This window comes from Natronoarchaeum sp. GCM10025321, from assembly GCF_042663585.1.
Taxonomy (GTDB): domain Archaea; phylum Halobacteriota; class Halobacteria; order Halobacteriales; family Natronoarchaeaceae; genus Natranaeroarchaeum.
In genome coordinates this window covers 2106318-2129382 of record NZ_JBHTAN010000006.1, presented here as the reverse complement: position 1 = coordinate 2129382, position 23065 = coordinate 2106318, and the positions used below count along the sequence as shown (strand labels likewise).

The 23065-nt window shown below is 63.2% G+C and carries 25 protein-coding genes and 1 tRNA gene; 15 read left to right on the top strand and 11 right to left on the bottom strand.

Annotation, left to right across the window (positions count from 1 at the left end; translation table 11 throughout):
* The first annotated feature begins 188 nt into the window (after positions 1-188).
* Positions 189-1250, top strand: a complete 1062-nt coding sequence (locus ACFQL3_RS13695; RefSeq protein WP_377055218.1) for a CNNM domain-containing protein — start codon at positions 189-191, stop codon at positions 1248-1250.
* A 7-nt stretch (positions 1251-1257) separates the two neighbouring features.
* On the opposite strand, the gene ACFQL3_RS13690 is transcribed toward ACFQL3_RS13695, so the two are convergent.
* From ACFQL3_RS13690 to ACFQL3_RS13660, 7 genes are all read right to left on the bottom strand, one after another.
* On the bottom strand, positions 1258-2160 hold the full coding sequence (locus tag ACFQL3_RS13690; RefSeq protein WP_377055216.1) for a DMT family transporter: 903 nt from the start codon (positions 2158-2160) through the stop codon (positions 1258-1260).
* Positions 2161-2236: 76 nt separating this feature from the next.
* Complete coding sequence (locus ACFQL3_RS13685) at positions 2237-3160, bottom strand: SDR family NAD(P)-dependent oxidoreductase (protein ID WP_377055214.1); 924 nt, start codon at positions 3158-3160, stop codon at positions 2237-2239.
* Between the two features lie 76 nt (positions 3161-3236).
* On the bottom strand, positions 3237-4787 hold the full coding sequence (locus ACFQL3_RS13680; protein ID WP_377055212.1) for a phytoene desaturase family protein: 1551 nt from the start codon (positions 4785-4787) through the stop codon (positions 3237-3239).
* A gap of 56 nt (positions 4788-4843) precedes the next feature.
* Positions 4844-5881, bottom strand: a complete 1038-nt coding sequence (locus ACFQL3_RS13675) for a Brp/Blh family beta-carotene 15,15'-dioxygenase (RefSeq protein ID WP_377055210.1) — start codon at positions 5879-5881, stop codon at positions 4844-4846.
* A gap of 62 nt (positions 5882-5943) precedes the next feature.
* On the bottom strand, positions 5944-6984 hold the full coding sequence (locus ACFQL3_RS13670) for a dipeptide epimerase (protein ID WP_377055208.1): 1041 nt from the start codon (positions 6982-6984) through the stop codon (positions 5944-5946).
* Positions 6981-7994 carry a DUF1611 domain-containing protein gene (locus ACFQL3_RS13665; protein ID WP_377055206.1) on the bottom strand — a complete coding sequence of 338 codons (1014 nt, stop codon included), beginning with the start codon at positions 7992-7994 and terminating at the stop codon, positions 6981-6983. The genes ACFQL3_RS13670 and ACFQL3_RS13665 overlap by 4 nt, the downstream gene beginning before the upstream one ends.
* Positions 7995-8044: 50 nt before the next feature.
* Entirely contained in the window at positions 8045-8446 is a 402-nt protein-coding gene (locus ACFQL3_RS13660) for a hypothetical protein (protein ID WP_377055204.1), read from the bottom strand.
* Positions 8447-8724: 278 nt separating this feature from the next.
* Here ACFQL3_RS13660 and ACFQL3_RS13655 point away from each other — a divergent pair, with 278 nt between their 5' ends.
* Both ACFQL3_RS13655 and ACFQL3_RS13650 read left to right on the top strand, forming a co-directional pair.
* Entirely contained in the window at positions 8725-8955 is a 231-nt protein-coding gene (locus tag ACFQL3_RS13655) for a YgaP family membrane protein (RefSeq protein ID WP_377055202.1), read from the top strand.
* Positions 8956-9249: 294 nt separating this feature from the next.
* Positions 9250-11436, top strand: a complete 2187-nt coding sequence (locus tag ACFQL3_RS13650) for an elongation factor EF-2 (protein WP_377055200.1) — start codon at positions 9250-9252, stop codon at positions 11434-11436.
* Between the two features lie 57 nt (positions 11437-11493).
* Here ACFQL3_RS13650 and ACFQL3_RS13645 read toward each other — a convergent pair whose 3' ends face one another.
* Positions 11494-11712, bottom strand: coding sequence for a hypothetical protein (locus ACFQL3_RS13645; protein WP_377055198.1), 219 nt, complete (start codon positions 11710-11712; stop codon positions 11494-11496).
* A 147-nt stretch (positions 11713-11859) separates the two neighbouring features.
* Between ACFQL3_RS13645 and ACFQL3_RS13640 the strand changes: the two genes are divergently transcribed.
* The 7 genes from ACFQL3_RS13640 to ACFQL3_RS13610 all read left to right on the top strand — a co-directional run bounded on the left by ACFQL3_RS13640 (position 11860) and on the right by ACFQL3_RS13610 (position 16360).
* The gene (locus ACFQL3_RS13640; protein WP_377055196.1) at positions 11860-12420 is read left to right on the top strand and encodes an amino acid-binding protein; all 561 of its coding nucleotides are present in this window, start codon (positions 11860-11862) and stop codon (positions 12418-12420) included.
* Positions 12417-13370 carry a homoserine dehydrogenase gene (locus ACFQL3_RS13635; protein ID WP_377055194.1) on the top strand — a complete coding sequence of 318 codons (954 nt, stop codon included), beginning with the start codon at positions 12417-12419 and terminating at the stop codon, positions 13368-13370. The genes ACFQL3_RS13640 and ACFQL3_RS13635 overlap by 4 nt, the downstream gene beginning before the upstream one ends.
* Before the next feature lie 175 nt (positions 13371-13545).
* Positions 13546-14808 carry a translation elongation factor EF-1 subunit alpha gene (tuf, locus tag ACFQL3_RS13630; protein ID WP_377055192.1) on the top strand — a complete coding sequence of 421 codons (1263 nt, stop codon included), beginning with the start codon at positions 13546-13548 and terminating at the stop codon, positions 14806-14808.
* The gene (rpsJ, locus tag ACFQL3_RS13625; protein ID WP_238478021.1) at positions 14809-15117 is read left to right on the top strand and encodes a 30S ribosomal protein S10; all 309 of its coding nucleotides are present in this window, start codon (positions 14809-14811) and stop codon (positions 15115-15117) included.
* Positions 15118-15317: 200 nt separating this feature from the next.
* Positions 15318-15932: a rhomboid family intramembrane serine protease gene (locus tag ACFQL3_RS13620; RefSeq protein WP_377055189.1), complete on the top strand. Its 615-nt coding sequence runs from the start codon at positions 15318-15320 to the stop codon at positions 15930-15932.
* A gap of 26 nt (positions 15933-15958) precedes the next feature.
* Positions 15959-16030: transfer RNA gene (locus ACFQL3_RS13615), tRNA-Ala, on the top strand.
* A 132-nt stretch (positions 16031-16162) separates the two neighbouring features.
* On the top strand, positions 16163-16360 hold the full coding sequence (locus ACFQL3_RS13610) for a hypothetical protein (RefSeq protein WP_377055187.1): 198 nt from the start codon (positions 16163-16165) through the stop codon (positions 16358-16360).
* Positions 16361-16393: 33 nt separating this feature from the next.
* On the opposite strand, the gene ACFQL3_RS13605 is transcribed toward ACFQL3_RS13610, so the two are convergent.
* On the bottom strand, positions 16394-16696 hold the full coding sequence (locus ACFQL3_RS13605) for a hypothetical protein (protein WP_377055185.1): 303 nt from the start codon (positions 16694-16696) through the stop codon (positions 16394-16396).
* Positions 16697-17263: 567 nt separating this feature from the next.
* On the bottom strand, positions 17264-17611 hold the full coding sequence (locus ACFQL3_RS13600; protein WP_377055183.1) for a hypothetical protein: 348 nt from the start codon (positions 17609-17611) through the stop codon (positions 17264-17266).
* A 399-nt stretch (positions 17612-18010) separates the two neighbouring features.
* On the opposite strand from ACFQL3_RS13600, the gene pyk reads away from it, so the two are divergent.
* The 5 genes from pyk (at position 18011) to ACFQL3_RS13575 (ending at position 22739) form a co-directional block, all read left to right on the top strand.
* Entirely contained in the window at positions 18011-19774 is a 1764-nt protein-coding gene (gene pyk, locus ACFQL3_RS13595; protein ID WP_377055181.1) for a pyruvate kinase, read from the top strand.
* A gap of 48 nt (positions 19775-19822) precedes the next feature.
* The gene (locus tag ACFQL3_RS13590) at positions 19823-20098 is read left to right on the top strand and encodes a DUF7312 domain-containing protein (protein WP_377055179.1); all 276 of its coding nucleotides are present in this window, start codon (positions 19823-19825) and stop codon (positions 20096-20098) included.
* Positions 20099-20146: 48 nt separating this feature from the next.
* Positions 20147-20773: an NfeD family protein gene (locus ACFQL3_RS13585; protein ID WP_377055177.1), complete on the top strand. Its 627-nt coding sequence runs from the start codon at positions 20147-20149 to the stop codon at positions 20771-20773.
* Between the two features lie 71 nt (positions 20774-20844).
* Positions 20845-21984 carry an SPFH domain-containing protein gene (locus ACFQL3_RS13580; RefSeq protein ID WP_377055175.1) on the top strand — a complete coding sequence of 380 codons (1140 nt, stop codon included), beginning with the start codon at positions 20845-20847 and terminating at the stop codon, positions 21982-21984.
* Positions 21985-22118: 134 nt separating this feature from the next.
* Positions 22119-22739, top strand: coding sequence for a winged helix-turn-helix transcriptional regulator (locus tag ACFQL3_RS13575; RefSeq protein ID WP_377055173.1), 621 nt, complete (start codon positions 22119-22121; stop codon positions 22737-22739).
* Between the two features lie 25 nt (positions 22740-22764).
* Here the strand turns inward: ACFQL3_RS13575 and ACFQL3_RS13570 are convergent, their stop codons facing one another.
* Positions 22765-23025, bottom strand: a complete 261-nt coding sequence (locus ACFQL3_RS13570) for a DUF7123 family protein (protein ID WP_377055171.1) — start codon at positions 23023-23025, stop codon at positions 22765-22767.
* Positions 23026-23065: the final 40 nt, after the last annotated feature.

Below are 23065 nucleotides of genomic sequence, written 5' to 3'. Positions count from 1 at the left end.
GGTTCTCGGACGTAATTCGAGCTTCGCGCCGGCCCACTTTTCCCGCATTTTCTACCTGCGAGCACCAGCCTTCGGGTGGCCATAACTCGAACTTCGCGCCGGCCCTGCTCACAGACGCTACCTGAGCCATTGGAGATCTCGAACTGCCGGCGGCAGTAGTTTTATGCTGGACGTTAAACTGTCGACGTATGGATACTCTTGAGATCGGTCTCCGCCTGGTCGCCGGAGCACTGTTTATCCTGGGGAATGCCTTCTTCGTCGCCACCGAGTTCTCCCTGACGCGTGTGCGCCAGTACGACGAGTCGGAGTTCGCAGAACCCGGCTTGCGGCGCGCCTGGGAGATGACCGAGGATCTGGAGATCTATCTCACGAGCTGTCAGGTCGGGATCAGCGCGACGAGCATCGCTGTCGGTATCATCGCAGAGCCTGCGCTTTCGGGACTGTTCGAGCCGTTCTTCGAGAACACGGTGCTCGCGTCGGTCGGCGCTGCTGGGATCATCGCCTTCGTCATCATCAATCTCGTCCATCTGACCCACGGCGAGCAGACGCCGACCTATCTCGGGGTCGAGCGGACGAAGTTCGTCGCCCGCCACGGCGCGACGCCGCTGTACTGGTTCACGAAACTCATCTCGCCAATGATTGCGATCGGTGACAGCGTCGCCAAGTGGACGCTCAGCCTGTTCGGCGTCGAGATGACGGGCGCGTGGCTGGAGAGCCAGACCGAACGGGTTCGATCCCGGGCGGAGCTTCGACATCGGCTGACGACGCTGCTCGACCGCGGGGACCTCCCCAGAGAACGCCTTGAGGAGGTGCTCAACGCGTTCACCATCGGTGAGATCCCGGTTCGAGACGTCATGACGGAGACCGAGGACATCGTGTTCGTCTCGACGGCACTGTCGGCCGAGGAGAACCTCGACCGTATCGGATCGAGTCCCCACACTCGCTTCCCGCTGATCGGCGAGGAGCCAGCGGAGTTTCTGGGAATCGTCTACGTGCCGACCGTTGTCGATGCGTTCGACGACCTCCGGGCGGGCGAGCGGTCGTTCGAGGATATCGCGACGCCGCCGATGACCCTCGGTACGGACGTCCACCTCAGCGAAGCGATCGACCGGTTTCAGGCCCAGAAACAGGAACTCGCACTGGTGCTGGACGACGACGAGGTGGTCGGGCTGATCACGGCGACCGACGCGCTCGAAGCCGTGGTTGGAAAGCTCGAAGACCCGCTCGACGTGGAGATCACGGACACCTGATCGGCGATCAGGACAGTTCCTCTCTGATCGCCGACCGCTTGACGAGCGCAAAGCCCGTACAGATGAGGGCGAACCCGGCGACGGTCGTGAGCGTGAGGCCCTCGTCGAGCAGGAGCCAGCCCACCAGCGCCGCGAAGACCGGTGCCACGTAGGAGACGAGGTTGATCTCGATGGGGCCGACCCGGTCGAGCAAGTCGAAGTAGATGAGGAAGCCGAGGCCGCTGGCGACGACGGCGAGGTAGCCGAGCGCCAGCAGGGACTCGGTCGTCCAGACGATAGCGTCCACCGATTCGCCGAGTACGAGCGCGACCCCGTGAGTGAGCACCGCGCCGACGAGCATCGACCAGGCCTCCATCGTCTCGATGTCCATCCCGGAGTCGAGGGCCCTCGTGAGGACGGAGCCGAGGGCGAAGGACGTCGCGGCGAGAAGGACGAGGAACTTGGCGGTAGTGCCGTCTCCTGTCAGGTTTGCAGGGTCGGGCGACGCAAGCACGACCGCACCGACGAGACCGATCAGTAGGCCGGTGACACCGACGAGCGTCAGTCGCTCGGACGGGAGGAAGGCCCTGGCGAACACCGTCGTCAGGAGGGGCGAGAGTCCGACGATGACCGCGGCGATGGCGCTGGTCACCGCGGGGCTACTTTCGCCGTAGAAGAGGAAGGCGTGGTAGCCAGCGATGATCAGCGTCGCACCGATGGCGACGTCCGACCACTCGCGGCGGCCACGCGGGATCGGATCGTCGACGGCGTAGGCCGCGTACGCGAGCATGACGATGCCGGCGACGTCGAACCGGAGCGCGGCAAACGTTACTGGTGGAAAATACGCTAGCCCGGCGTTGATCGCTACGAACGCAGAGCCCCAGACGGCGGCGAGCAACAGGAACAGCGAGAGGGTACGATAGCGGCTCACGGCTCACCTGCTCGCGCCACTGGCCAAAAGCTTGCGGAAACGGCCTGGGTCGGGGGCAATCGGTGTTCCCTGTTCGTTACTCGTCCGCAGACGTCTTTGCCGGGGGCTCAGCGAGTGGCTCCTCGATATCGAGCAGTTCGGCGCTTTGCTCCCAGAGGCGCTGTGCGGCGACGGTGTCCTGTGCCGCATCCGAGGGCGTCGTAACGCTCTGGCCGGAGAAGTAGCGCCCGAAGACGTCTGCGGTCCTCGGTGATACTGCGAGATTCACCAGTGCGGCGGCCCCGTCAGCCACCGACGTGACGCCGGGAACCACATCGAGTTTCCCGAACAGGCTGGAGAGCGGGCCGGGAAGGAACCGGCTGAAGCCGCTGCCGGGGATCGCACCCGGATGGAGGCTGTTGGACGTGACGTCCCGATCAGCGGCGTCGAGCCGTCGCGCCAACTCGGTCGCGAAGAGGATGTTTGCCAGTTTCGAGTGGCTGTACGCCCACATCCCGGCGTCCGGTTCGGTAACTCGATCCAGATCCAGCGACGCGCCCTGGTGGGCACCTGAGGCCGTCGTGACGACGCGGGCGTCCGGAGCGAGGTGATCCAGTAGCTCTGCGGTCAGCAAGTACGGCGCGAGGTGGTTGACGTGGAACGTGTACTCGACGCCGAGGTCGGTCAGTTCGCCGCCACGGAAGAATCCGCCGGCGTTGTTGACGAGCACGTCGAGCCCATCGGTTTCCTCTCGAACCGTTGCCGCGAGTTCCTCGACGGCATCGGTATCGGAGAAGTCGGCCCGGACGAACGTCGCCTCCGCGCCGAGCGCGGTGAGTTCGTCGACCACGCTCTCGCCTTTCCACGGATCGCGGCCGTGGACGATCACGTCCGCGCCCAGTCGACCTAGCGCCAGCGCGGCGTGACGGCCGATGCCGCTCGTCGAACCGGTGACCAGCACGTCCATTCCGGTACAGTCGACGTCGTCGACGCCAGCAATCACTTCTGGGAGTTCGCTCATTACTCGTGTCAAGGGTCGAACGAACAAAACGGTACGGCAATCCGGACACCTCGTCCCGGCGATACCCCCCGTGATCTCACCAGTTACCGAAGAGTCCGCCGCCCGCGACGTCCTCTTTCACCACCTCGGCGACGTGCTCGCCGCTTAGGAGACACATCGGGACGCCGATTCCGGGGTTGACGTCGCCGCCGACGTAGTATGCGCGGTCGACGTTCGGAACCTTGAATCCGGGGCGCATCGGCCCGGTCTGTTCGAGAGTGTGGGCGAGGCCGAGCGCCGTCCCGCCGAGCTTGTTGAACTGGGCTTTGTAATCGCTGACGCAGGCCGAGTGCTCGACGCGAATCCGGTCGTGCAGGTCGACGCCGACGTGCTCGGCGAGGCTGTCGAGCACGTCGTCACGGAACCGTTCTCGTTGCTCGGGGTCGTCGTCGAGTTCGGGCGCGACCGGGACGAGGACGACCAGCGTCTCGGCGTCCTCGGGTGCAACTGAGGGGTCGGTCTGGGACGGAACGTTGACGTAGTACGCCGGATCCTCGGGCCATCCGGACTCCTCGAATATCGACTCGAAGTGGTCGCTCCAGTCCGTCGGGAGCACGAGCGTATGGTGCTCGAACTCGTCGAGGTCGCCGTCGATGCCGAGATACAGCATGAACGCCGAGGGAGCGAGGGTTCGGCTGTCCCAGTACTCGCCGTCGCCGCCGACCAGCGAACCGATCGGCCGTGAGCCGACTACGTCATCCGGGAGGAGGTCCCGCTCGACGTGTGCGGGCGGGGCGTTGTTGACGACCCGGTCGTGGCTCGTCGTCCCTCCCCGGTGGTCGACGGAGATACTCGACTGTCCCGGCTCCAGCCCGGTCACCGGCGTCTCCGTCCGAATCTCGACGCCCTGCTCGCGGGCGACCGACTCCAGCGCGTCGATGAACGCCGACATCCCGCCCTGTGGATAGTAGACGCCAAGCCCGTAGTCGACGTGGCTCATCAGGGTGTACAGCGCCGGCGTGTTGTACGGCGACCCACCGAGGAAGACCAGCGTGTACTGAACCAACTGTCGGAGCTTGGGGTGATCGAAGTACTCGCTGACGTGCTCGTCCATCGTCCCGAGGAAGTTGATTCCCCGGCCCGAGCGCGCAACGTCAGTCGAGACGTAATCGCGTAGCCGCCAGCGGTTGGCCATGACGAACCGGTTCATCCCTAGCTCGTAGGCCTCTTCGGCCTGATCGAGATACCGCTCGAATGCCTCGCCACCGCCGTCCTCGTAGAACTCGAACAGCTCCGCGGCGGCGCCCGGATCGGCGGGTACGTCGACGCTGTCGCCGTCCTTCCAGTACACCCGGTAGTTCGGGTCGAGCCGTTCGAGGTCGTAGTAGTCGGTCGGCTGACTGTCGAAGTGCTCGAAGAAGCGCTCGAACAGTTCGGGCATCAGGTACCACGACGGACCAGTGTCGAACTGGAACTCGCCGTCGACCAGTGTCCCTGCGACGCCGCCGACCGCCGAGCGCTGTTCGTAGACCGTTACGTCGGCCCCGTCTCGGGCGAGATACGCCGCCGCGGAGAGGCCGCCGATGCCGGCACCGACGATGCCGATAGACGTACCAGCGAGGGACGTATCAGCGAGGGTTCGTGTCACACTCCGCCGGTTAGGACTGGACTGTTGAATGGGTGGCCCGTCCGATGTCGGGCTTTTTAAGGAACGTACCAGATGCCCCGCTTGAAGTCGAGCCACTCGCCGACGACGACGTGCGGGAGGGCGACGATACAGACGAAGATCGTGTAGAACGCGACCAGCCCCGGCAGCAGTCCCTGCGTCCCGAGCGGGTTGGGCGCGACGAACCAGAGCGTCGCCGCGACGAGTCCGGTCGCTAGCGCGCCGACGATCAGGACGCCCCAGACGACCGGGACGGGGAGGCCCTGTCCGTCGTCCGGCTCCTTGCGGTTAGCGACGAACGTGCGGCCCGACTGTCGCATGGAGTACCAGAGCGGAAAGTACAGTCCGATCGAGATAACCACGGGGACGGCGGCGAAGTAGCCCACGAGCAACGACGTCTCGCCGACGTCGGCGAGCCACTCCGTCGATCCGCCACTAGCGACGTAGCCCCAGACGAGATGGGCGAGTAGCGCGAGGCCGTAGACGCCGCCCAGCAGGGGAGTCATCAGTTCCATCCGGCCGTGTAACGCCCCGACTGCACCGGCGTCGAACATCGAGACCATGTAGGAGGCAAAGCCGTAGAACGTCTCCGGCCAGAAGAGTAGGGGGACGATCATCACCGCGCCTCCGCGGACGAACGCGGCGAGGGCACGCTGTGGCTCGCTTTCGAGGTGGTCGCTCCCGACCAGCGCGTCCATCACCCGGAGGTCGCCGTGGCCGCCTTTAGCCACTGCCGTTGCGAAGGCCAGCGAGAGCGCGAGCAACGGCGCGACGAAGAACAGCGCGATGAACCCGGCCACGAACGTTACGTACATCGCGACGTACTTCGCGCCCATCGGGAGCCCTCGCCGCCGGAGGTTCTCGAAGTGCTCGTAGCCGCCGTGGGGGAGGTTCAGCCCGACCATCCCCACGAGATAGATGACCATCTGGAGTTCGAGCGAGGGCATCGTCCCGGTGAGACCCGCGCCGACGAAGACGACCAATAGCGCGAGCAAGGCCCCTCGCGACGCGTGAATCGCCCAGTTTTCGATACGTTTCGTTCGGGTCTCGGTCAGTTGCCACGTTCCCGTTCCCATACGCGTCGCTTAGGATCGAAGTCGGTTGTTCCGCTGGGTTCGTTCTGTGGCGTTTTATATGGTCAGGTTCGGCGTGCTCCAGTTCCGGCTCGTCCGATCGCTTCGAGATCGATCCGTCCGCCGGGCATCGGGACGCCATCGTAGGGATCCTCGTCGAGCAGCAGGGAGCCGTCGAGATCCGCGTAGTCGAGCAGTGGTGCGAGATGCGCAGCGGCGGCAATCGACGCGTTCGACTCGTACATGCAACCACACATCACCTCCAGTCCGTGAGCGTGAGCAGTCTCGACGATCCGTCGGGCCTCCCGGAGACCGCCACACTTCATCAGTTTGAGGACGGCGACGTCACACCGGTCCGCGATCCGTGGGATGTCCGTGGCCCGCTCGACGGACTCGTCGACCGCCACCGGTAGCTGCGAGTGCTCGTAGACGTAGCGAAGCCCCTCGGGGTCCTCGGCGGGAACTGGCTGTTCGACGAACTCGATCCCGTAGGGGGCGATCCGATCGATGGTCTGGATCGCTTCCGTGGGCGACCAGGCCTCGTTGGCGTCGACCCGGATCGTCGCGTCCGGGGCCGTCTCGCGGATCGTCCGCACGATCGCCTCGTCCCGGTCGGTGCCGAGTTTGACCTTCAGGACCTCGTAGCCCCGCTCGGTCGCCGTTGCGACTTTCTCCCGGATCGTCTCGGCGTCGTCGATGCCGATCGAGTAGGACGTCCGGATGCTCTCCGTCGGGTCGAGTCCCCAGTAGCGGTACAGCGGCAGATCGAGACGCTTCGCGACGAGGTCGTGTAGCGCGATACTCACCGCCGCCCGGGCGCTGGGGTTCCCCCGGACCGTCTCGTACATCCGGCGCTCGATCCTGGCGAGTTGGTGTGGATCCCCGACGGTCTCGACGACGTCTAGCAGGGCCGGCAGGACGGCTTCGACGGTCTCGACGGTCTCGCCGTAGTGGGCCGAGGGTGCCGCGCCGCCGATTCCGGTCCGGCCCGCCTCGTCTTCGATCCGCACGAGTACGGTTTCGGCGTGTGTCGTCGTCCCTCGCGCGATGGTAAAGGGGAACTCGAACGGCAGTTCGACGTGCTCGACGGCGGCATCGAGCGTCATACCACCACCTCCAGCAGGTCGTCGGTGCCGTACCGGAGCACGTCGGTCGCCGGCGCGTCGAGCGCGTCCCCGTAGTCGACGACGGCTTGCTCGGCTTCCCCGTCGTCGAGTCCGTCCGTGTTGAGCGCGCCGGCGACGACCGACGCCGAACTGACCGGCCCGGCGAGGCCCTCGTAGAGGTCGACGTACTGGTCTACCGGTGGGAGCGAAAACGACTCGTAGCCGTGGATTCGCTCCCGGCCCGCGTCGTGACAGAGGACCAGCGCGTCGGGCAACGCGCCGTGGAGGATCCCACAGGTCACCGCGGAGTAGGCCGGGTGGACGATGCTTCCCTGCCCCTCGACGAAGAGGTACTCGTGCTCGTCTCCCCGTTCGAGTATCATCTGCTCGACCGCCCCCGCGGTGAAATCGCTCACGACGCGGTCGACCGGCGTCCCCCAGCCTTCGATCATGATACCGGTCTGGCCTGTCGGGACGATGGCGGCGTCGTGGCCGGCGGCCCGGGCGTTCCGGGCCAGTTCCATCGTCGTCGTCATCTTTCCGACCGAGCAGTCGGTGCCGACGGTGAGGATCACCTCGGCGTCGACATCCCCTGCAATGCCTTTGCTGACCGTGAGATCCTCGGGCGGCCGGCGGACGTCACGTAGCTCACAGCCGTTTTCGGCGGCGAGGTCGGCGAACTGCTCGTCGTCTGCGAGGAAGTAGTGCAGTCCGGCGATCACGTCACAGCCACGCGTGAGCGCGGCCACCACGTCGGGTCGCCAGCTATCGTCGAAACCGCCGCCGATCGGCGCGATTCCGATGATCAGCGCGTCGACCGGTTCCGCAACTTCCCCGAAGCCAGCGACGACTGGCGCGTCCTGGACGTCGGGGACGTGCTCGTTCACTCGCGTTCCTGCTCGCTCGCGGTCGATAACGGCGGCAACGTCGTAGTCGGCGTATCTGAGGACTCCTACCGCGGTCTTTGCCCGCTCTGGGAACTTCCCGTGGGCGAGAACGGCGACGCGCATAGCCAATCCATCGGACACTGGCGACTTAATGACTACCGGTGGCGTGGCTTCTAGCTCTCGACGGCACCGAGATACTCCGGCTGGCGGGCGTACAGCGCGGTATAGCCGCCCAGAAACGTCGCTCCGGCGGCCGTGCCGTACACGACGATCTGACTGCCGGTCACCGCCATCACGGCCGTAACGCCAACGAGGCCGGTACCCGTCGCCAGGAGGGCGATGACGATCATATCGCTCAGCATCTCGTCCGTCGAGTGGTCTCCGAGATACCCCTCCCGGTCGAAGGTATCGCCCGACCCGGATCCATAAAACAAGAGAATCGGCGTCGCGAGACCGAGACCGACGGCAAGCGACCGTGGACCATCGAGCACGAGTCCCGCAATCACCGTGGTCACGCCGGCTAACACCGAGCCGAGCACGAGGCCGACCCACGGATGCGGCTGATCTCCGTTCATACAGAGCGCACGGCCGAGTAATCCTTAGATGTACTGGTCTCCTTAGATATCTGGTCCGGGGACTCAGGAGGGCTTCTCGACGTGCAGCCTTTCGGGTGATTTGCGCAACGGGCAATAGGGATCGGAACGTGCGGTGCAATTGTGAATTGAAAACTATATTGCTCGCTCGCTGTTTTCTACTTTCATGGTTTGTCGAGTTTAAAAGCTATCTTAATACAGTTATATTGTAAGATATTTACAATACAAAGAACTATACATGCAGGGTTCATACGATGGGTATGAGCAAAAACGTCGGCACGACGGATCAGCAAGTCAGAACAGTCGCCGGAGCACTCGCCGGAACCGGATCGATCGCAATTCTCGCGGGTGCGCTGTCCCTCCCCGAGATCCTGGCCCCGGTACTGGGCGTCGTCGCCATCGTGATGCTCGTAACTGCGGCGACGGGAACCTGTGGGCTGTACTCGCTAATCGGCGTCGATACCTGCGCGATGGACTCGGACGCGGCGTAATAACTTCGCTTCACTCGTTTCTGGCCTCGTCAGCGCTTTATACACCTCACACTGACAAAACACCGGCACTTCCCTACGGTCGTGCCGAGCTTCGTGCCGGCCTCACGCGTTTACCGTCACGAAACACCGTCGTTTCGCTACGCTCCACGACGTCCCTCGTTACTGCACCACACGGTCGGCAGTAACGAAACACCGTGACTTCGATTTGCTCGTTACGAGCCTCGTCAGCGCTTCACACAGTTCGCGCTGACGAAACAGCACCCTTTTCACCCCGCTAACGATAATGAGACGGTAATGGGTAGACGAAAGAAGATCGTCGAGGAGTGCGAGCGACTGATGGACGAACCGGAGAACATCCGGAACATCGCCATCGCCGCACACGTCGACCACGGCAAGACAACACTGACCGACAACCTGCTGGCCGGTGCCGGCATGATTTCTGAGGACACCGCGGGCGAACAGCTTGCGATGGATACCGAAGAGGACGAGCAGGAACGTGGGATCACCATCGACGCGGCAAACGTTTCGATGACCCACGAGTACGAAGACACCAACCACCTGATCAACCTCATCGACACGCCGGGCCACGTCGACTTCGGTGGCGACGTGACCCGAGCGATGCGCGCCGTCGACGGTGCACTCGTCGTCGTTGACGCCGTCGAAGGGGCGATGCCCCAGACCGAGACGGTGCTCCGACAGGCGCTCCGCGAGGGCGTCAAACCGACGCTGTTCATCAACAAGGTCGACCGACTCATCTCCGAACTGCAGGAAGGTCCCCAGGAGATGCAACAGCGTCTCACGGCGGTCATCCACGACGTCAACGAACTGATCCGTGGTATGACCGAGGAGATGGACGACATCGACGACTGGACGGTCTCCGTCGAGGAGGGTACCGTCGGCTTCGGCTCTGCACTGTACAAGTGGGGCGTCTCCATGCCGTCGATGCAGCGCACCGGGATGTCCTTCGGCGACATCATCGACCTCGAACAGGCCGACAAGCGCCAGGAACTCCACGAGCGCACGCCGCTGTCGGACGTCGTGCTCGACATGGTCTGTGAGCACTTCCCGAACCCCGTCGACGCCCAGCCCCGACGTATTCCGCGGGTCTGGCGTGGCGATCCGGATTCCGAACTCGCCGACACGATGCGTCTCGTCGACGAGGACGGCGAAGTCGTGCTGATGGTCACCGACATCGGTGTCGACCCGCACGCTGGCGAGATTGCTGCGGGCCGCGTCTTCTCCGGAACGCTGGAGAAGGGCCAGGACCTCTACGTCTCCGGGACGGCCGGGACGAACCGCGTCCAGAGCGTCGGTATCTACATGGGTGGCGAACGGGAGGAAGTGGACCGCGTTCCCGCAGGGAACATCGCGGCGGTCACCGGTCTGGCCGACGCTATCGCCGGTTCGACCGTCTCCTCCGTCGAGATGACGCCGTTCGAGTCGATCGAGCACATCTCCGAGCCCGTCATCACAAAGTCCGTCGAGGCGAAGAACATGGACGACCTGCCGAAGCTCATCGAGACGCTTCGACAAGTCTCCAAAGAGGACCCGACGATTCAGATCGAGATCAACGAGGAGACGGGCGAACACCTGATCTCCGGGCAGGGCGAACTTCACCTGGAAGTCATCGGTCAGCGTATCGAGCGTAACCAGGGAATCCCGATCAACACCGGCGAACCGATCGTCGTCTTCCGTGAGATGCCACAGAGCGAGAGCCGCGAAGTCGAGGGGATCTCCCCGAACCGACACAACCGCTTTTACATCTCCGTTCACCCGCTCGACAAGGACATCGTCGACGTGATCAAGAAAGGCGAAGCGAGCATGGACATGCCCGAGCAGGAACGGCGTGAATCCCTGCAAGAAGCCGGTATGGACAAGGATACCAGCCAGAACGTCGAGCACATCCACGGGACCAACGTCCTGATCGACGACACGAAAGGTATCCAGCACCTCAACGAGACGATGGAGCTGTTCATCGAGGGACTCGAAGACGCCCTCAACGACGGCCCGCTGGCCGCAGAGCCGGTCCAGGGGTCGCTCATCCGGCTTCACGACGCGCGTCTCCACGAGGACACCATCCACCGCGGTCCGGCACAGGTCATCCCTGCGGTCCGGAACGCGGCCCACAGCGCGCTGATCGACGCCGACATCAAACTGCTCGAACCCATTCAGGACGTTCGGATCGACGTTCCGAACGACTACATGGGCTCGGCGTCCGGCGAGATTCAGGGCCGACGTGGCCGCGTCGACGACATGTATCAGGAAGGCGATCTGATGGTCGTCGAAGGGATCGCACCGGTCGAAGAGATGATCGGCTTTGCGAGCGACATCCGCTCCGCGACCGAGGGTCGTGCCTCCTGGAACACCGAGAACGCAGGCTTCCAGGTCATGGCCGACAACCTCCAGCGCGATCAGATCATGGAGATCCGAGAGCGCAAGGGAATGAAGCTCGAACTGCCTCAATCGGTCGACTACATATAGCGACGCCGTCTTCTTTCTCCGTTTTCGATACGTGATAGCAACTGCGTTCGACCGTGACTACACCGGGAGATGGCGGTCGTAAAACTCGTCGATACGCTCGTTTATCCGCTCGCCTTCCTCTGATCCCCAGGGATGTCGCGAGAAGTAAAAGACACAGGCGACCAGCATCCCAAGCGGCTGGGCGAGTTCCGGTGTGACCGATGCGGTGAGTGCGATGGTAGCTGCCGAGAGCACGACCGCGATCAGTGCGTCCAACAGCCGACGGTAGACGGACATGGTCTGCTTTTACCCGCCGCGAGCAAAAAGTCGCCGACTCCGTGTTACTCGGGCACAGTCGAGAATGGCTGAACTCTTATACCTCCTCCCCGTCAGGGATGGATATGATCGTATTCGCCGAAGAATCCGCAGTCGGGGTGTTCCACGATGACTGACGACGCCGACGAGGAGGCCGAGACGGACGGCGGCCAGCATGTTCAGGCGTACACCGTCCGCCTCGAACTCGTCGACGAACCGGGCGAGCTACTGAACGCGCTGCAACCCATCTCGGAACACGGCGCAAATCTGCTCTCTATCTTCCACGAGCGGGGCAACGTGACGCCGCGGGGTCACATTCCCGTCGAGGTCGACATCGAGTGCCCGCCGGATCGGTTCGAGAACATCGTCCAGTCGCTTCGTGACGCCGGCATCAACGTCATCCAGGCCGGCGCAGAGCGATACAGCGAGGAACTCACCGTGATTCTCGTCGGCCACCTGATCGACACGGACCTCTCCGACAGCCTCACACAGTTTCAGACTACCTCGCGAGCGGAGGTCGTCGACGTTTCGCTCTCAGCACCCGAAGGAACCGAGGGCGTTTCCAGTGCACGTCTCCGGCTTGCGACCGAAGCCGACCGGGCCGAAGAGGTCCTAGAGACCGTCCGCGATATCGCCGAGGAGAAGGATATCCACGTCATCGAGCCACAGCTAGCAGGGGGGTCAGCATGAAACTCGCCGTCCTCGGTGCCGGTGCCGTCGGTCGCTCTGTCGCCGAACTCGCCGGCCAGTACGGCCACGAGGTCGTCGCTATCGCCGACTCAAGCAGTGGCGTTGTCGACAGGGGTGGGATCGACGCCGACGCAGTGCTCGACCGGAAGGAAAGGGAGGGAACTGTCGGCGACGGATCGCCCGACGACGTGCTCGCAGCCGACTACGACGTGCTCGTCGAAGCGACGCCGACGACGCTCGGCGACGCTCAGCCAGGCTTTGGCCACGTCGAGACGGCGCTCTCCCGTGACCGTCACGTCGTGCTGGCGAACAAGGGGCCGGTCGCCGAGCGATACGGCGAACTGATGACCCTGGCCGAGGACAGCGCGGGCGACGTGTTGTTCGAGGCTGCTGTCGGCGGCGCGATCCCGATCCTGTCGACGATCGACGACTTCGGTCCGGGCCAGATCACGGCGGCACGTGGCGTGCTCAACGGGACGGCGAACTTCATCCTCTCGCGGATGGCGGCTGACGGACTCGATTACGAGCACGTCCTTGCCGAGGCCCAGGACCTCGGCGTCGCGGAAGCAGATCCGTCCTTCGATGTCGACGGCACGGACGCCGCGCTGAAGTTCGTGATCCTCTCGAACGTCCTCTCGCAGGGCGAGCGCGAGTACACCCTCGACGATGCTACGGTCGAAGGCATCCAGAACGTCCCCGGGAACGCGCTCGATCTCGCGGCCGAGGACAACCGGACAGTCCGACTGATCGGCGAGGCGACGCCCGACGGGGTGCACGTCGCACCCAAACTCGTCCCGCAGAACGGCGTGCTCGCGGTGACGGGCACCAGAAACATCGTGCAGTTCGAGACGGAGAACGCCGGCGAACTGAACATCAGCGGGCGCGGTGCCGGAGGACCCGAGACGGCCACGGCAGTGCTCGCTGACGTCGGTCGTCTCCCGCCGCTGTAACCGCGTTTCCCGAGTGCGATTTCACGGCTCGTCGGTGACTTTTCCTGACAGGGCCGTGTCAACGTCACACAAACCGCATGACGGCTTCGGGATGCGCAACACACTGTATCGAAATCGTTTTAACTGCCACAGGCGAAAGAATCCGATATAGCGCCTCTGCGCGTGAGATACAACAATGAGCGACCAACATCAGAACCTGGCCATTATCGGCCACGTTGACCACGGGAAGAGCACGCTCGTGGGACGCCTCCTCTACGAGACGGGGAGCGTACCAGAGCACGTCATCGAACAGCACAAAGAAGAAGCCGAGGAGAAAGGCAAGGGTGGCTTCGAGTTCGCCTACGTCATGGACAACCTCGCCGAAGAGCGAGAGCGCGGTGTCACCATCGACATCGCCCACCAGGAGTTCTCGACCGACGAGTACGAGTTCACCATCGTCGACTGTCCTGGCCACCGCGACTTCGTGAAGAACATGATTACTGGCGCGAGCCAGGCCGACAACGCGGTCCTCGTCGTCGCGGCAGACGACGGCGTCGCACCCCAGACACAGGAGCACGTCTTCCTCGCCCGTACGCTGGGCATCGACGAGCTCATCGTCGGCATCAACAAGATGGACCTCGTCGACTACAAGGAGTCGACGTACAAGGAGGTCGTCTCCGAGGTTACTGACCTGCTCAACCAGGTCCAGTTCAGCACCGACAACGCCGAGTTCATCCCCATCTCCGCCTTCGAGGGCGACAACATCGCCAACGAGTCGGAGAACACGGACTGGTACGACGGCGACATCCTGCTGGAAGCCCTCAACCACCTCCCCGCGCCGGAGCCGCCGACGGACGCCCCGCTCCGACTCCCCATCCAGGACGTTTACACCATCTCCGGTATCGGTACCGTCCCTGTCGGACGAATCGAGACCGGTATCATGAACACCGGCGACAACGTCTCCTTCCAGCCCAGCGACGTGGGCGGCGAAGTGAAGACGATCGAGATGCACCACGAAGAGGTGCCCAAAGCAGAGCCCGGTGACAACGTCGGATTCAACGTCCGCGGTATCGGTAAGGACGACATCCGCCGTGGTGACGTCTGTGGCCCCGCCGACGACCCGCCAAGCGTCGCCGAGACGTTCCAGGCTCAGGTCGTCGTCATGCAGCACCCCAGCGTGATCACCGCGGGTTACACCCCGGTCTTCCACGCTCACACCGCACAGGTCGCGTGTACGATCGAGTCCATCGACAAGAAGATGGACCCGTCCTCGGGCGAAGTCGCCGAGGAGAACCCGGACTTCATCCAGTCCGGCGACGCCGCGGTCGTCACCATCCGACCGCAAAAACCGCTCTCGATCGAGCCCAGCAGCGAGATCCCGGAACTCGGTTCCTTCGCGATCCGAGACATGGGTCAGACTATCGCCGCTGGGAAGGTCCTGAGCGTCAACGAGAAATAAATGCAGCAAGCACGTGTCCGCCTCGCGGGAACAAACCCCGAGGATCTCGACGATATCACCGCGGACGTTCGCGAAATCGCAGACAAGACCGGCGTCGCGCTGTCGGGCCCGATCCCGCTGCCGACCAAGACGCTGGAAATCCCCACCCGCAAGTCCCCTGACGGCGAAGGGACCGCGACGTGGGAACACTGGGAGATGCGCGTCCACAAGCGCCTGATCGATCTGGACGCCGACGAGCGCGCACTCCGTCAGCTCATGCGGATTCAGGTCCCCAACGACGTCAGCATCGAGATCGTTCTCGAGGACTGAGCGGAATCCTCGATTCCACGATGGTCGAACGACATCGACGATGTCTTTCGGGACTACGCTGACTGAGCCGGACGACAGTATCCCGTCGTCATCGAGCGGAACCGCCGCACTCGCGTGCACTTTCTTCGATTTATGATCCCTGGGTAGCCCTTAGGCTGGCGCTCGCTCAGCCTTTTGTTCCTTGATTCCCTACCTGTCGTATGGCCGGGTCCCCTGATAGTCGGAGCCCAACGCTTGAGCTACTGGTAGTGATCGGCGCCGTCTTCGTCCTCCAGCAGTTGGTCGCGCTCGTCAGCCAGCCCCTGGCCCTGGGTCTGTTCACGCTCCGGGCACCGATTCTGGCCGATCCGTGGGCGCTCGTCACCAGCGTCTACGCCCACAGCGGGCTCGATCACCTGCTCGCAAACGCCATCGCGCTGGCAGTCGTCGGCTTCCTGCTCGAACGCCACACGACCCGCCTGCGGTTTCACGCCTTTTTCCTGGTGACGGGTATTGCCGCGGGCGTCTTCCAGATCGGCCTCGCATCGCTGTTCGGCGTCGACGTCGCCCTGCTCGGTGCCAGCGGCGCGGTGTTCGCGCTGATCGGCTACCTCGTCACCGGCAACCGCCTGAGCGGCCGGCTGTTCGACCGCTTCCAGCTATCGGGGCGCGTAACACTCCTGCTCTTCGTCGTCCTGGCCGGGCTCGTGACGTTCGTCACCGCCGCACCCGGCGTTGCCCTCGCCGCTCACTTCTTCGGCTTTCTGCTCGGACTCGTCGCCGGAAAGCTCAATCTGCTTCGCCCGCCAGCGACTGGAAACGCAAGCCTGAAATAGGCTTCTCCGATTACAAACAGGTGCGCGGGCTCGTAGATCAGTGGTAGATCGCTTCCTTCGCAAGGAAGAGGCCCCGGGTTCAAATCCCGGCGAGTCCACTCCTTCCGTCGCTTCGCTCCGTCAGTCGCTCCTCGCCGACCTTCGCAAAACCTTCGGTTTTGCTCAGTCCCGGCGAGTCCACTACCTTGCGGCGCGAACAAACTCGTGAGCGCCGCAGATAGTCGTCGAAGATGGGATTTGAAGCCCTGGAAGTCGCCTCCTCTGAATGCGGATATCAGGCGGTCGGGTCAGTCGGCACGACCCCGAAAGACGGGTTCCGACTCGACGGCTTGCTCAAGGACGAGGGCGAGGTCGACGGCGAGCATCATACGCATATCGGGGATGAGGATTCGGGGAGGTGGACCATCGAAGTCGTCGAGCATCTGTAGACATAGAAGCGCCCCTCGAACCAGTAATTGTGCTCAGAACGACTGAGAACCGAGTCCACTTGTCATTCTGGCCACGATGCCGGTGAAAATGACTGATACTGTCGCCCCAAGGAGAACCACCTGGTCATCTGCGTCTAGCATAGTGTCACCGACTTTGCTCGGGGTGAACTCGATTCCAAAAATCGTGAGTTCGACTGCGGCTTCATGCTGCAGTCCAAGGGCTATCAGGGACACTCCGAAAACTACAACTCCGATACAGCAGAGTAGAACGACGACCTGAAGGATCGTTCGGACCCGTATCCACAGCGTTTCGAGTTTGATCTTCAGATCACTCATGTCAGTTCATTATCTGGTAACTACTTGAAACTAGTCCAGCAACTCAAAAACGTAGGGCCTACCGGAGCCAGTCGACTTTCCCGTGTCTCGCTACTGACTCGTCGGCGAATACGCCCCTAACAGTGGGTTAAGAACGCTTCCAGATGGTTCCAGCTCCGCCTGTCGACGAGTGCTCACTGCTACGACCTAGTGCTCAACTATTGGGTGACGATTATCGGGCATGGATAGCTTCGTATCAGTAGTGCTGACGACTTGCTGGAAGGACAGGCGAGGGCGGGTGACAGATTGCTGACCCACTTCCTCATCAGGCAAGAGAACGTGCTGTGAGATGAACGCTTGGACAGACGTGTGGGTTGGTACCGAATTTTGAGCACCCAGCGAAACGGTCTCGTCCGAGCACGTACTGCGGGGCACGTGGCTCGCTACTCGCGGGAACTACGCGGGCCACGAGGAGATCAGATGGTCATGGCTGCTCCTCGACGTCAAGGCCAGCGACGGGATGCCTGCTCCATCGGCACGGTCTCGGCGGCGACTGACGGCGTTTCCGGTCGCGTGAATCGGGAGAGTCTACTTCATTTCGAACTCGGTCTGAGCCTGTCGCTTGAGTTCCGCGGTCTCCTGTGCGACCGCCAGCACTTCCTCGAAGGCGTCGTCGTACTCGCCCTCTTCGTACTCCTGGGTGTAGTCGACCGACCAGCCCTCCTCGGGGACGCGCGAGAGATAGCGGACGCGTTCGTCGGTCGCGAGGATCAGGTCGTCGGTGTGCTCTTCGTTCGGGCCGTCCGGCCCGCCAGCGCCGCGGACCATGACAACGGTGGCTTCTCGCACGCTATCGTTCGCGTCGAGCGAGTCGACGGCGTCGATGGTCAGCGAGGCGTCCGGCAGCGACGAGAGGATGGGTGGGTCGTCGTCCATACCGACGGATTATCGCGGAGCGGGAAGTGTTTGCTGACTCGGTCGGAGAGTGACCGGCGAGTACGACTTCCGCAGCGACGCGGTTCCTGATCCCACCGGCCTGGCTTGTGGATCTGCCGGATGCTTCGACCCCCACCAGTCGGGAGTCGGGTCGACGACAAACCGGGACGGATAGAACAGTTATCTAACTAACACGAACGTGAACATGTTCACTCAGTGAACGAGCGATATTAAACGAGGTGCGAACGGAAACTACGGATACGACTCGAAGCTACGGTCAAAAAGTGGACAGCTATGTTCCTTTTTGATCGGAATGTCGACGTACAATATGGAATCGGTCGTTTCGAACGCTGGGACGTAATCATTGCGTTTTTTGACTGGTCGGGTGTAGGTGGGGGTATGAGAAACGCGAAAATCGTCTGTACCATCGGCCCGGCATCGGACTCCCGGAGCATGCTTCGGAACCTCGTCGACGCGGGCATGTCCGTCGCACGGATCAACGCCAGCCACGGCGACCGTGAGGATCGGTCGGCACTGATCGACCGGATCCAGTCCGTCGGCAGAGCCACCGACGAACCGGTCGCCGCGATGCTCGACACGCAGGGCCCCGAGATACGGACCGCTGATATCGAGGGCTCGATCGAACTGGAGACCGATTCCGAGATCCGACTCTACGAGGGCGACGACGCGACCCCCGAAGCGGTCGGCCTCTCGATCCCGATTACCGGCGTCGAAGCGGGCGACACCGTCCTGTTCGACGACGGCCGGATCGAACTCACAGTCACCGAGGTCGACGGCGACGACGTCTACGCGGCGGTCAAAAGCGGCGGCGAACTGACGGCCAGAAAAGGTGTCAACGTCCCCGGGGTCGATCTGGAACTCGACGTCGTCACGGAGAAAGACCGCCGCGACCTCGCGCTCGCCGCTGAGAAAGAGGTCGATCTGGTCGCGGCGAGTTTCGTCCGCGATGCCGACGACGTCTACGCCGTCAACGAGGTCCTCGAAGAGAACGGCGCGGACATCCCGATCGTCTCCAAGATCGAGCGCGCCGGCGCAGTCGAGAACCTCGACGAGATCATCGAGGCGTCCTACGGGATCATGGTCGCGCGTGGCGACCTCGGCGTCGAGTGTCCGATGGAGCAGGTCCCCGTCGTACAGAAACGTATCATCCGCAAATGTCGCGAGGCTGGCGTCCCGGTCATCACCGCGACGGAGATGCTCGACTCGATGGTCCACGCCCGCCGTCCGACCCGGGCGGAGTCCTCCGACGTGGCAAACGCCGTGCTCGACGGCACGGACGCCGTGATGCTCTCCGGCGAGACTGCGATCGGCGATCACCCGGCCCGCGTCGTCGAGGCGATGGACCGGATCGTCCGCGAGATCGAGGGCAGCACGGAGTATCGTGAACTCCGCGAACAGCGCGTCCCCACCGCGGACAACACGCGGACAGATGCGCTGGCCCGCTCGGCACGCTATCTCGCTCGCGACATCGGCGCGAGCGCCGTGATCGCGGCCAGCGAGTCCGGCTACACCGCGCTCAAGACCGCGAAGTTCCGCCCCGGCGTTCCGACCGTCGCCGCGACGCCCAACGAGGAGGTACGCCGCCGACTCGCGCTTTCGGGTGGTGTTAGACCGGTCACCACTAGCTTCGTCGAGCAGGGTTCGGACAGACTGATCGAGAACGCCGTCCAGTCCGCTATCGACGCCGGCGTTACCGAGAGCGGTGACACCGTCGTCGTCCTCTCGGGCATGATGACCGAGTTCGAGGACGTGAGTTCGACGAACCTGCTCAAGGTCCACGTCGCCGCCGAGACCGTCGGATCCGGCCGCGTGGTCGTCGACGGACGTGTCTCGGGACCGATCGTCGAGACGAAGGACGGCGATCTCTCCTCGGTGCCTGAGGGTGCGATCATCTCGCTGGGACCGAACTTCGACGGCGAGTTCTCCGGCGAGACCGAAAAACTGGCTGGCATCATCGATGCCCGCCCCGGAATGACCGGCTATCCGGCGATGGTCGCACGCGAACTCGACATCCCGATGATCAGCGGCGCGCCGCTGGGCAATGCCGTCGAGCGACTCGACCGAGTGACGGTCGACGCCGAGCGTGGTGTCGTCTACGGCGGCGACATCCTCCGCGCACGCAGGGACGTCTCCGAGCGATAGTCGGACGGAGAGCCGCGGTCTTTTGCCGCTGGAGGGACAACCGAAGGTATGACCGACGCTAGCGACGACTCGGCGGGCAACAGCGAGTCCGACGAGACCCCTACTACGGGGAGTGCAACTGATGGAGGCCAGTACCCCGAGCAGACCGTCGACGACCCACCTCCAGAGCAGTGGCAATTCGACGTCGAAGACGTCGACAAGGACGGTGTCATCAAGACGACGATCGAGCCGGAATCCGTCGACTGGGAGAACGCCGCTTTCGTCGTTCTCGGTGTCGTCCTCGCGCTCTTGATTCTCGCGCGGACCGTAACCGTCTTCGCCTGACTGGCGGGGCTGCACAAAGGTTAATCGGCCACGTACCCAAGGGAGGGTATGGTCCTGCAGGCTATCGACGCCCCAACGCTCCTGGTGATCGCAGGCATCATCCTGCTGATGATGGAAGCGATGGCTCCCGGCGCTAATTTCATCGTTCTCGGAGTTGCTCTCCTCGTCGCCGGACTGTTAGGGCTTGCAGTCGGCAGCGTACTGGGTGGTACCGTCTCGACGCTCGTACTCGCCGGCATGGTGCTGATAACCGGTGCCGCGACGTTGTTTGTCTACCGCGAGTTCGATCTCTACGGCGGGACCGAGGCCGGACAGACGAGCAACTCCGACTCGCTCACCGGCCAGACTGGCTACGTCACCGAACGAGTGACGAAGACCGACGGCCAGATCAAACTCGAAGACGGCGGCTTCAACCCCTACTTCCAGGCTCGTAGCATGGATCAGGAGATCGAGGAGGGGGCGGAAGTGATCGTCGTCGACCCCGGCGGCGGCAACGTCCTCACCGTGGACTCGTTCGAGCACCTCGATGAGGACGAAATCGACCGGGCGCTCGCGCGTGACCGCGACGTCGACAGCGACGCGACCGAGGGCGAGACTGCCCAGTCGGATGAAACCGGTCAGCCAGCAACTGGAGAGCCGTCCGAGAACGCCGAAACCGAGCAAGCGACGGAGTGAGCACTCCCGATACTGACGGCTCATCGACAGGAACGAAAAGGATTTTTACGTGCGCATCCGCAATTATTTATATGGCAGTTACAATAGCCCTGGTCGGAGTTGGTCCAACGCTGTTGGTCGGACTCGTCCTATTGCTTGCGATCGTCACCGTCGCGAGTATGGTCGAAATCGTCGACGCGTACGAGAAACGCGCGTTGACCGTGTTCGGTGAGTATCGGAAACTTCTCCAGCCCGGTATCAGCTTCATCCCTCCGTTCGTTTCGCGTACGTACGCGTTCGATATGCGAACGCAGACCCTCGACGTTCCACGTCAGGAAGCGATCACGCGGGACAACTCCCCGGTGACGGCCGACGCCGTCGTCTACATCAAGGTCATGGACGCCAAGAAGGCGTTCCTCGAGGTCGACAACTACAAGAAGGCAGTCTCGAACCTCGCCCAGACGACGCTCCGTGCCGTGCTGGGTGACATGGAACTCGACGACACGCTGAACAAACGCCAGGAGATCAACGCGAAGATCCGTCGCGAACTCGACGAACCTACCGACGAGTGGGGGATCCGCGTCGAGAGCGTCGAGGTCCGCGAAGTCAACCCCTCCAAGGACGTCCAGCAGGCAATGGAACAGCAGACCAGCGCCGAACGCCGTCGCCGTGCCATGATCCTAGAGGCGCAGGGTGAACGCCGCAGTGCCGTCGAGAAGGCCGAAGGTGACAAGCAGTCCAACATCATTCGCGCGCAGGGTGAAAAGCAGAGCCAGATCCTGGAAGCGCAGGGTGACTCCATTTCGACCGTGCTTCGTGCGAAATCCGCCGAATCGATGGGTGAGCGCGCCATCATCGATCAGGGGATGGAGACCCTCGAAGAGATCGGGAAGGGCGAGTCGACGACGTTCGTCATGCCCCAGGAACTCACCTCGATGATCGGTCGCTACGGCAAACATCTCTCGGGTAGCGACGTCCAGCAGGCCGATGGCTCGCTGGAGAGTCTCGACTTCGACGACGACACCGCCGAACTGCTCGGCCTCAACGATATCGAGGAGATCCTCGGTCAGATCGACGAGGAAGCCGAGCTAGATATCGAGGCCATGGAGGAAGAGGCCCAGAAGATCAAGGAAGGCAGTGCCGGAGCGGACATCAAGAGCGCGGACGAAGTCGTTACCGAGATGGACAAAGAAATCGAGGAAGGCGAGGTCGAACTCGAAGAAGACGTGTAGTAACGACGACCCGGCCGACACTTTTTTCGACTGTGTAGATGCGTTCCGGGCCAGTACCACGCCAACTGGCCCCCGGACATCGGTACCATATGACCCGAAGCGGTTTTATTACGGAGTCCTCTATACCGCAGTAGATGTCGGATCGTCCAGTCGACGAGGGAAAGCGCGCGACGTTGCGCCGATTCGCAGCGCTCGGAGCAGCCAGCCCGCTCGCGGGCATCGCCGCAGGGTCGGAGGGCGACGCTGACAACGCCCGTAGCGAACCCCGCTCCGCTATCGAGGGCTACCTCTCGACGACGCCCGGCGCGCACTTCTCGAAGATCCGTGACGATCTCCAACTCGGTACCGGCGAGGCCCAGCACCACCTGCGCGAACTACTGGAGACCGGCCGCGTCGAGACGCGCCGGGACGGCGACTACAAGCGATACTTCCCGGCCGAGCGCTTTTCCACGTTCGAGCAGGTCGCGCTGGGCTATCTGCGCCGTGAGACCCCTCGCGGCATGATCATCGAGTTGCTTCGCGACCCCGACGCAACTGGCAGCGACCTCGCCGCCGCTCTCGACGTTTCGGAGCCAACTGTCAGCAAGTACGCCAGCAAGCTAGAGAGCGCGGGACTGCTCGACCGCGAGTCAGGCTACGCAGTCGTCGAACCCGAGACGGTGCTAACACTCGTCGTTCGATACGCCGACTCGTTCGGGCCGGATGCGCAAGCGCTGGCGGCCGATGCGGACGGACTGATCCAGTTCGACCCCTGAACCCCCCCCCCCGAAGCCTCTTGATTTACGCAGTCACTTTCCAGGTCGTACTCGACGAGTAGCCCCACTTTTCGACGTTGATTCCCACCGCGCCCTCCTGAATCGCGGTCATGTTCGCCCCCACTTCTTTGGCGGTCATGTCCAGCGCGTCGCCGATGTTCCGGGACTTGAAATAGGTCTTGGTGGCCACCTTCTCGCGGAGGTGTTCGAGAATCCGACGCTGCTTCTCGCTCAGATCCAGTTCCAGCGCGTCCTCAGTGGCGGTCGTCGCGGCGGTCGTACTCATACTACAGGAGATGGGGTCGACACCCTTAGCGGGTTTGGTA

Excerpts from the sequence above, each read along its gene's own strand:
- ACFQL3_RS13695 (WP_377055218.1), top strand. The coding sequence starts at position 189 with ATGGATACTCTTGAGATCGGTCTCCGCCTGGTCGCCGGAGCACTGTTT.
- ACFQL3_RS13685 (WP_377055214.1), bottom strand. The coding sequence starts at position 3,160 with ATGAGCGAACTCCCAGAAGTGATTGCTGGCGTCGACGACGTCGACTGT.
- ACFQL3_RS13675 (WP_377055210.1), bottom strand. The coding sequence starts at position 5,881 with ATGGGAACGGGAACGTGGCAACTGACCGAGACCCGAACGAAACGTATC.
- ACFQL3_RS13670 (WP_377055208.1), bottom strand. The coding sequence starts at position 6,984 with ATGACGCTCGATGCCGCCGTCGAGCACGTCGAACTGCCGTTCGAGTTC.
- ACFQL3_RS13665 (WP_377055206.1), bottom strand. The coding sequence starts at position 7,994 with ATGCGCGTCGCCGTTCTCGCCCACGGGAAGTTCCCAGAGCGGGCAAAG.
- ACFQL3_RS13660 (WP_377055204.1), bottom strand. The coding sequence starts at position 8,446 with ATGAACGGAGATCAGCCGCATCCGTGGGTCGGCCTCGTGCTCGGCTCG.
- ACFQL3_RS13655 (WP_377055202.1), top strand. The coding sequence starts at position 8,725 with ATGAGCAAAAACGTCGGCACGACGGATCAGCAAGTCAGAACAGTCGCC.
- ACFQL3_RS13650 (WP_377055200.1), top strand. The coding sequence starts at position 9,250 with ATGGGTAGACGAAAGAAGATCGTCGAGGAGTGCGAGCGACTGATGGAC.
- ACFQL3_RS13645 (WP_377055198.1), bottom strand. The coding sequence starts at position 11,712 with ATGTCCGTCTACCGTCGGCTGTTGGACGCACTGATCGCGGTCGTGCTC.
- ACFQL3_RS13640 (WP_377055196.1), top strand. The coding sequence starts at position 11,860 with ATGACTGACGACGCCGACGAGGAGGCCGAGACGGACGGCGGCCAGCAT.
- ACFQL3_RS13635 (WP_377055194.1), top strand. The coding sequence starts at position 12,417 with ATGAAACTCGCCGTCCTCGGTGCCGGTGCCGTCGGTCGCTCTGTCGCC.
- tuf (WP_377055192.1), top strand. The coding sequence starts at position 13,546 with ATGAGCGACCAACATCAGAACCTGGCCATTATCGGCCACGTTGACCAC.
- rpsJ (WP_238478021.1), top strand. The coding sequence starts at position 14,809 with ATGCAGCAAGCACGTGTCCGCCTCGCGGGAACAAACCCCGAGGATCTC.
- ACFQL3_RS13620 (WP_377055189.1), top strand. The coding sequence starts at position 15,318 with ATGGCCGGGTCCCCTGATAGTCGGAGCCCAACGCTTGAGCTACTGGTA.
- ACFQL3_RS13610 (WP_377055187.1), top strand. The coding sequence starts at position 16,163 with ATGGGATTTGAAGCCCTGGAAGTCGCCTCCTCTGAATGCGGATATCAG.
- ACFQL3_RS13605 (WP_377055185.1), bottom strand. The coding sequence starts at position 16,696 with ATGAGTGATCTGAAGATCAAACTCGAAACGCTGTGGATACGGGTCCGA.
- ACFQL3_RS13600 (WP_377055183.1), bottom strand. The coding sequence starts at position 17,611 with ATGGACGACGACCCACCCATCCTCTCGTCGCTGCCGGACGCCTCGCTG.
- pyk (WP_377055181.1), top strand. The coding sequence starts at position 18,011 with ATGAGAAACGCGAAAATCGTCTGTACCATCGGCCCGGCATCGGACTCC.
- ACFQL3_RS13590 (WP_377055179.1), top strand. The coding sequence starts at position 19,823 with ATGACCGACGCTAGCGACGACTCGGCGGGCAACAGCGAGTCCGACGAG.
- ACFQL3_RS13585 (WP_377055177.1), top strand. The coding sequence starts at position 20,147 with ATGGTCCTGCAGGCTATCGACGCCCCAACGCTCCTGGTGATCGCAGGC.
- ACFQL3_RS13580 (WP_377055175.1), top strand. The coding sequence starts at position 20,845 with ATGGCAGTTACAATAGCCCTGGTCGGAGTTGGTCCAACGCTGTTGGTC.
- ACFQL3_RS13575 (WP_377055173.1), top strand. The coding sequence starts at position 22,119 with ATGTCGGATCGTCCAGTCGACGAGGGAAAGCGCGCGACGTTGCGCCGA.
- ACFQL3_RS13570 (WP_377055171.1), bottom strand. The coding sequence starts at position 23,025 with ATGAGTACGACCGCCGCGACGACCGCCACTGAGGACGCGCTGGAACTG.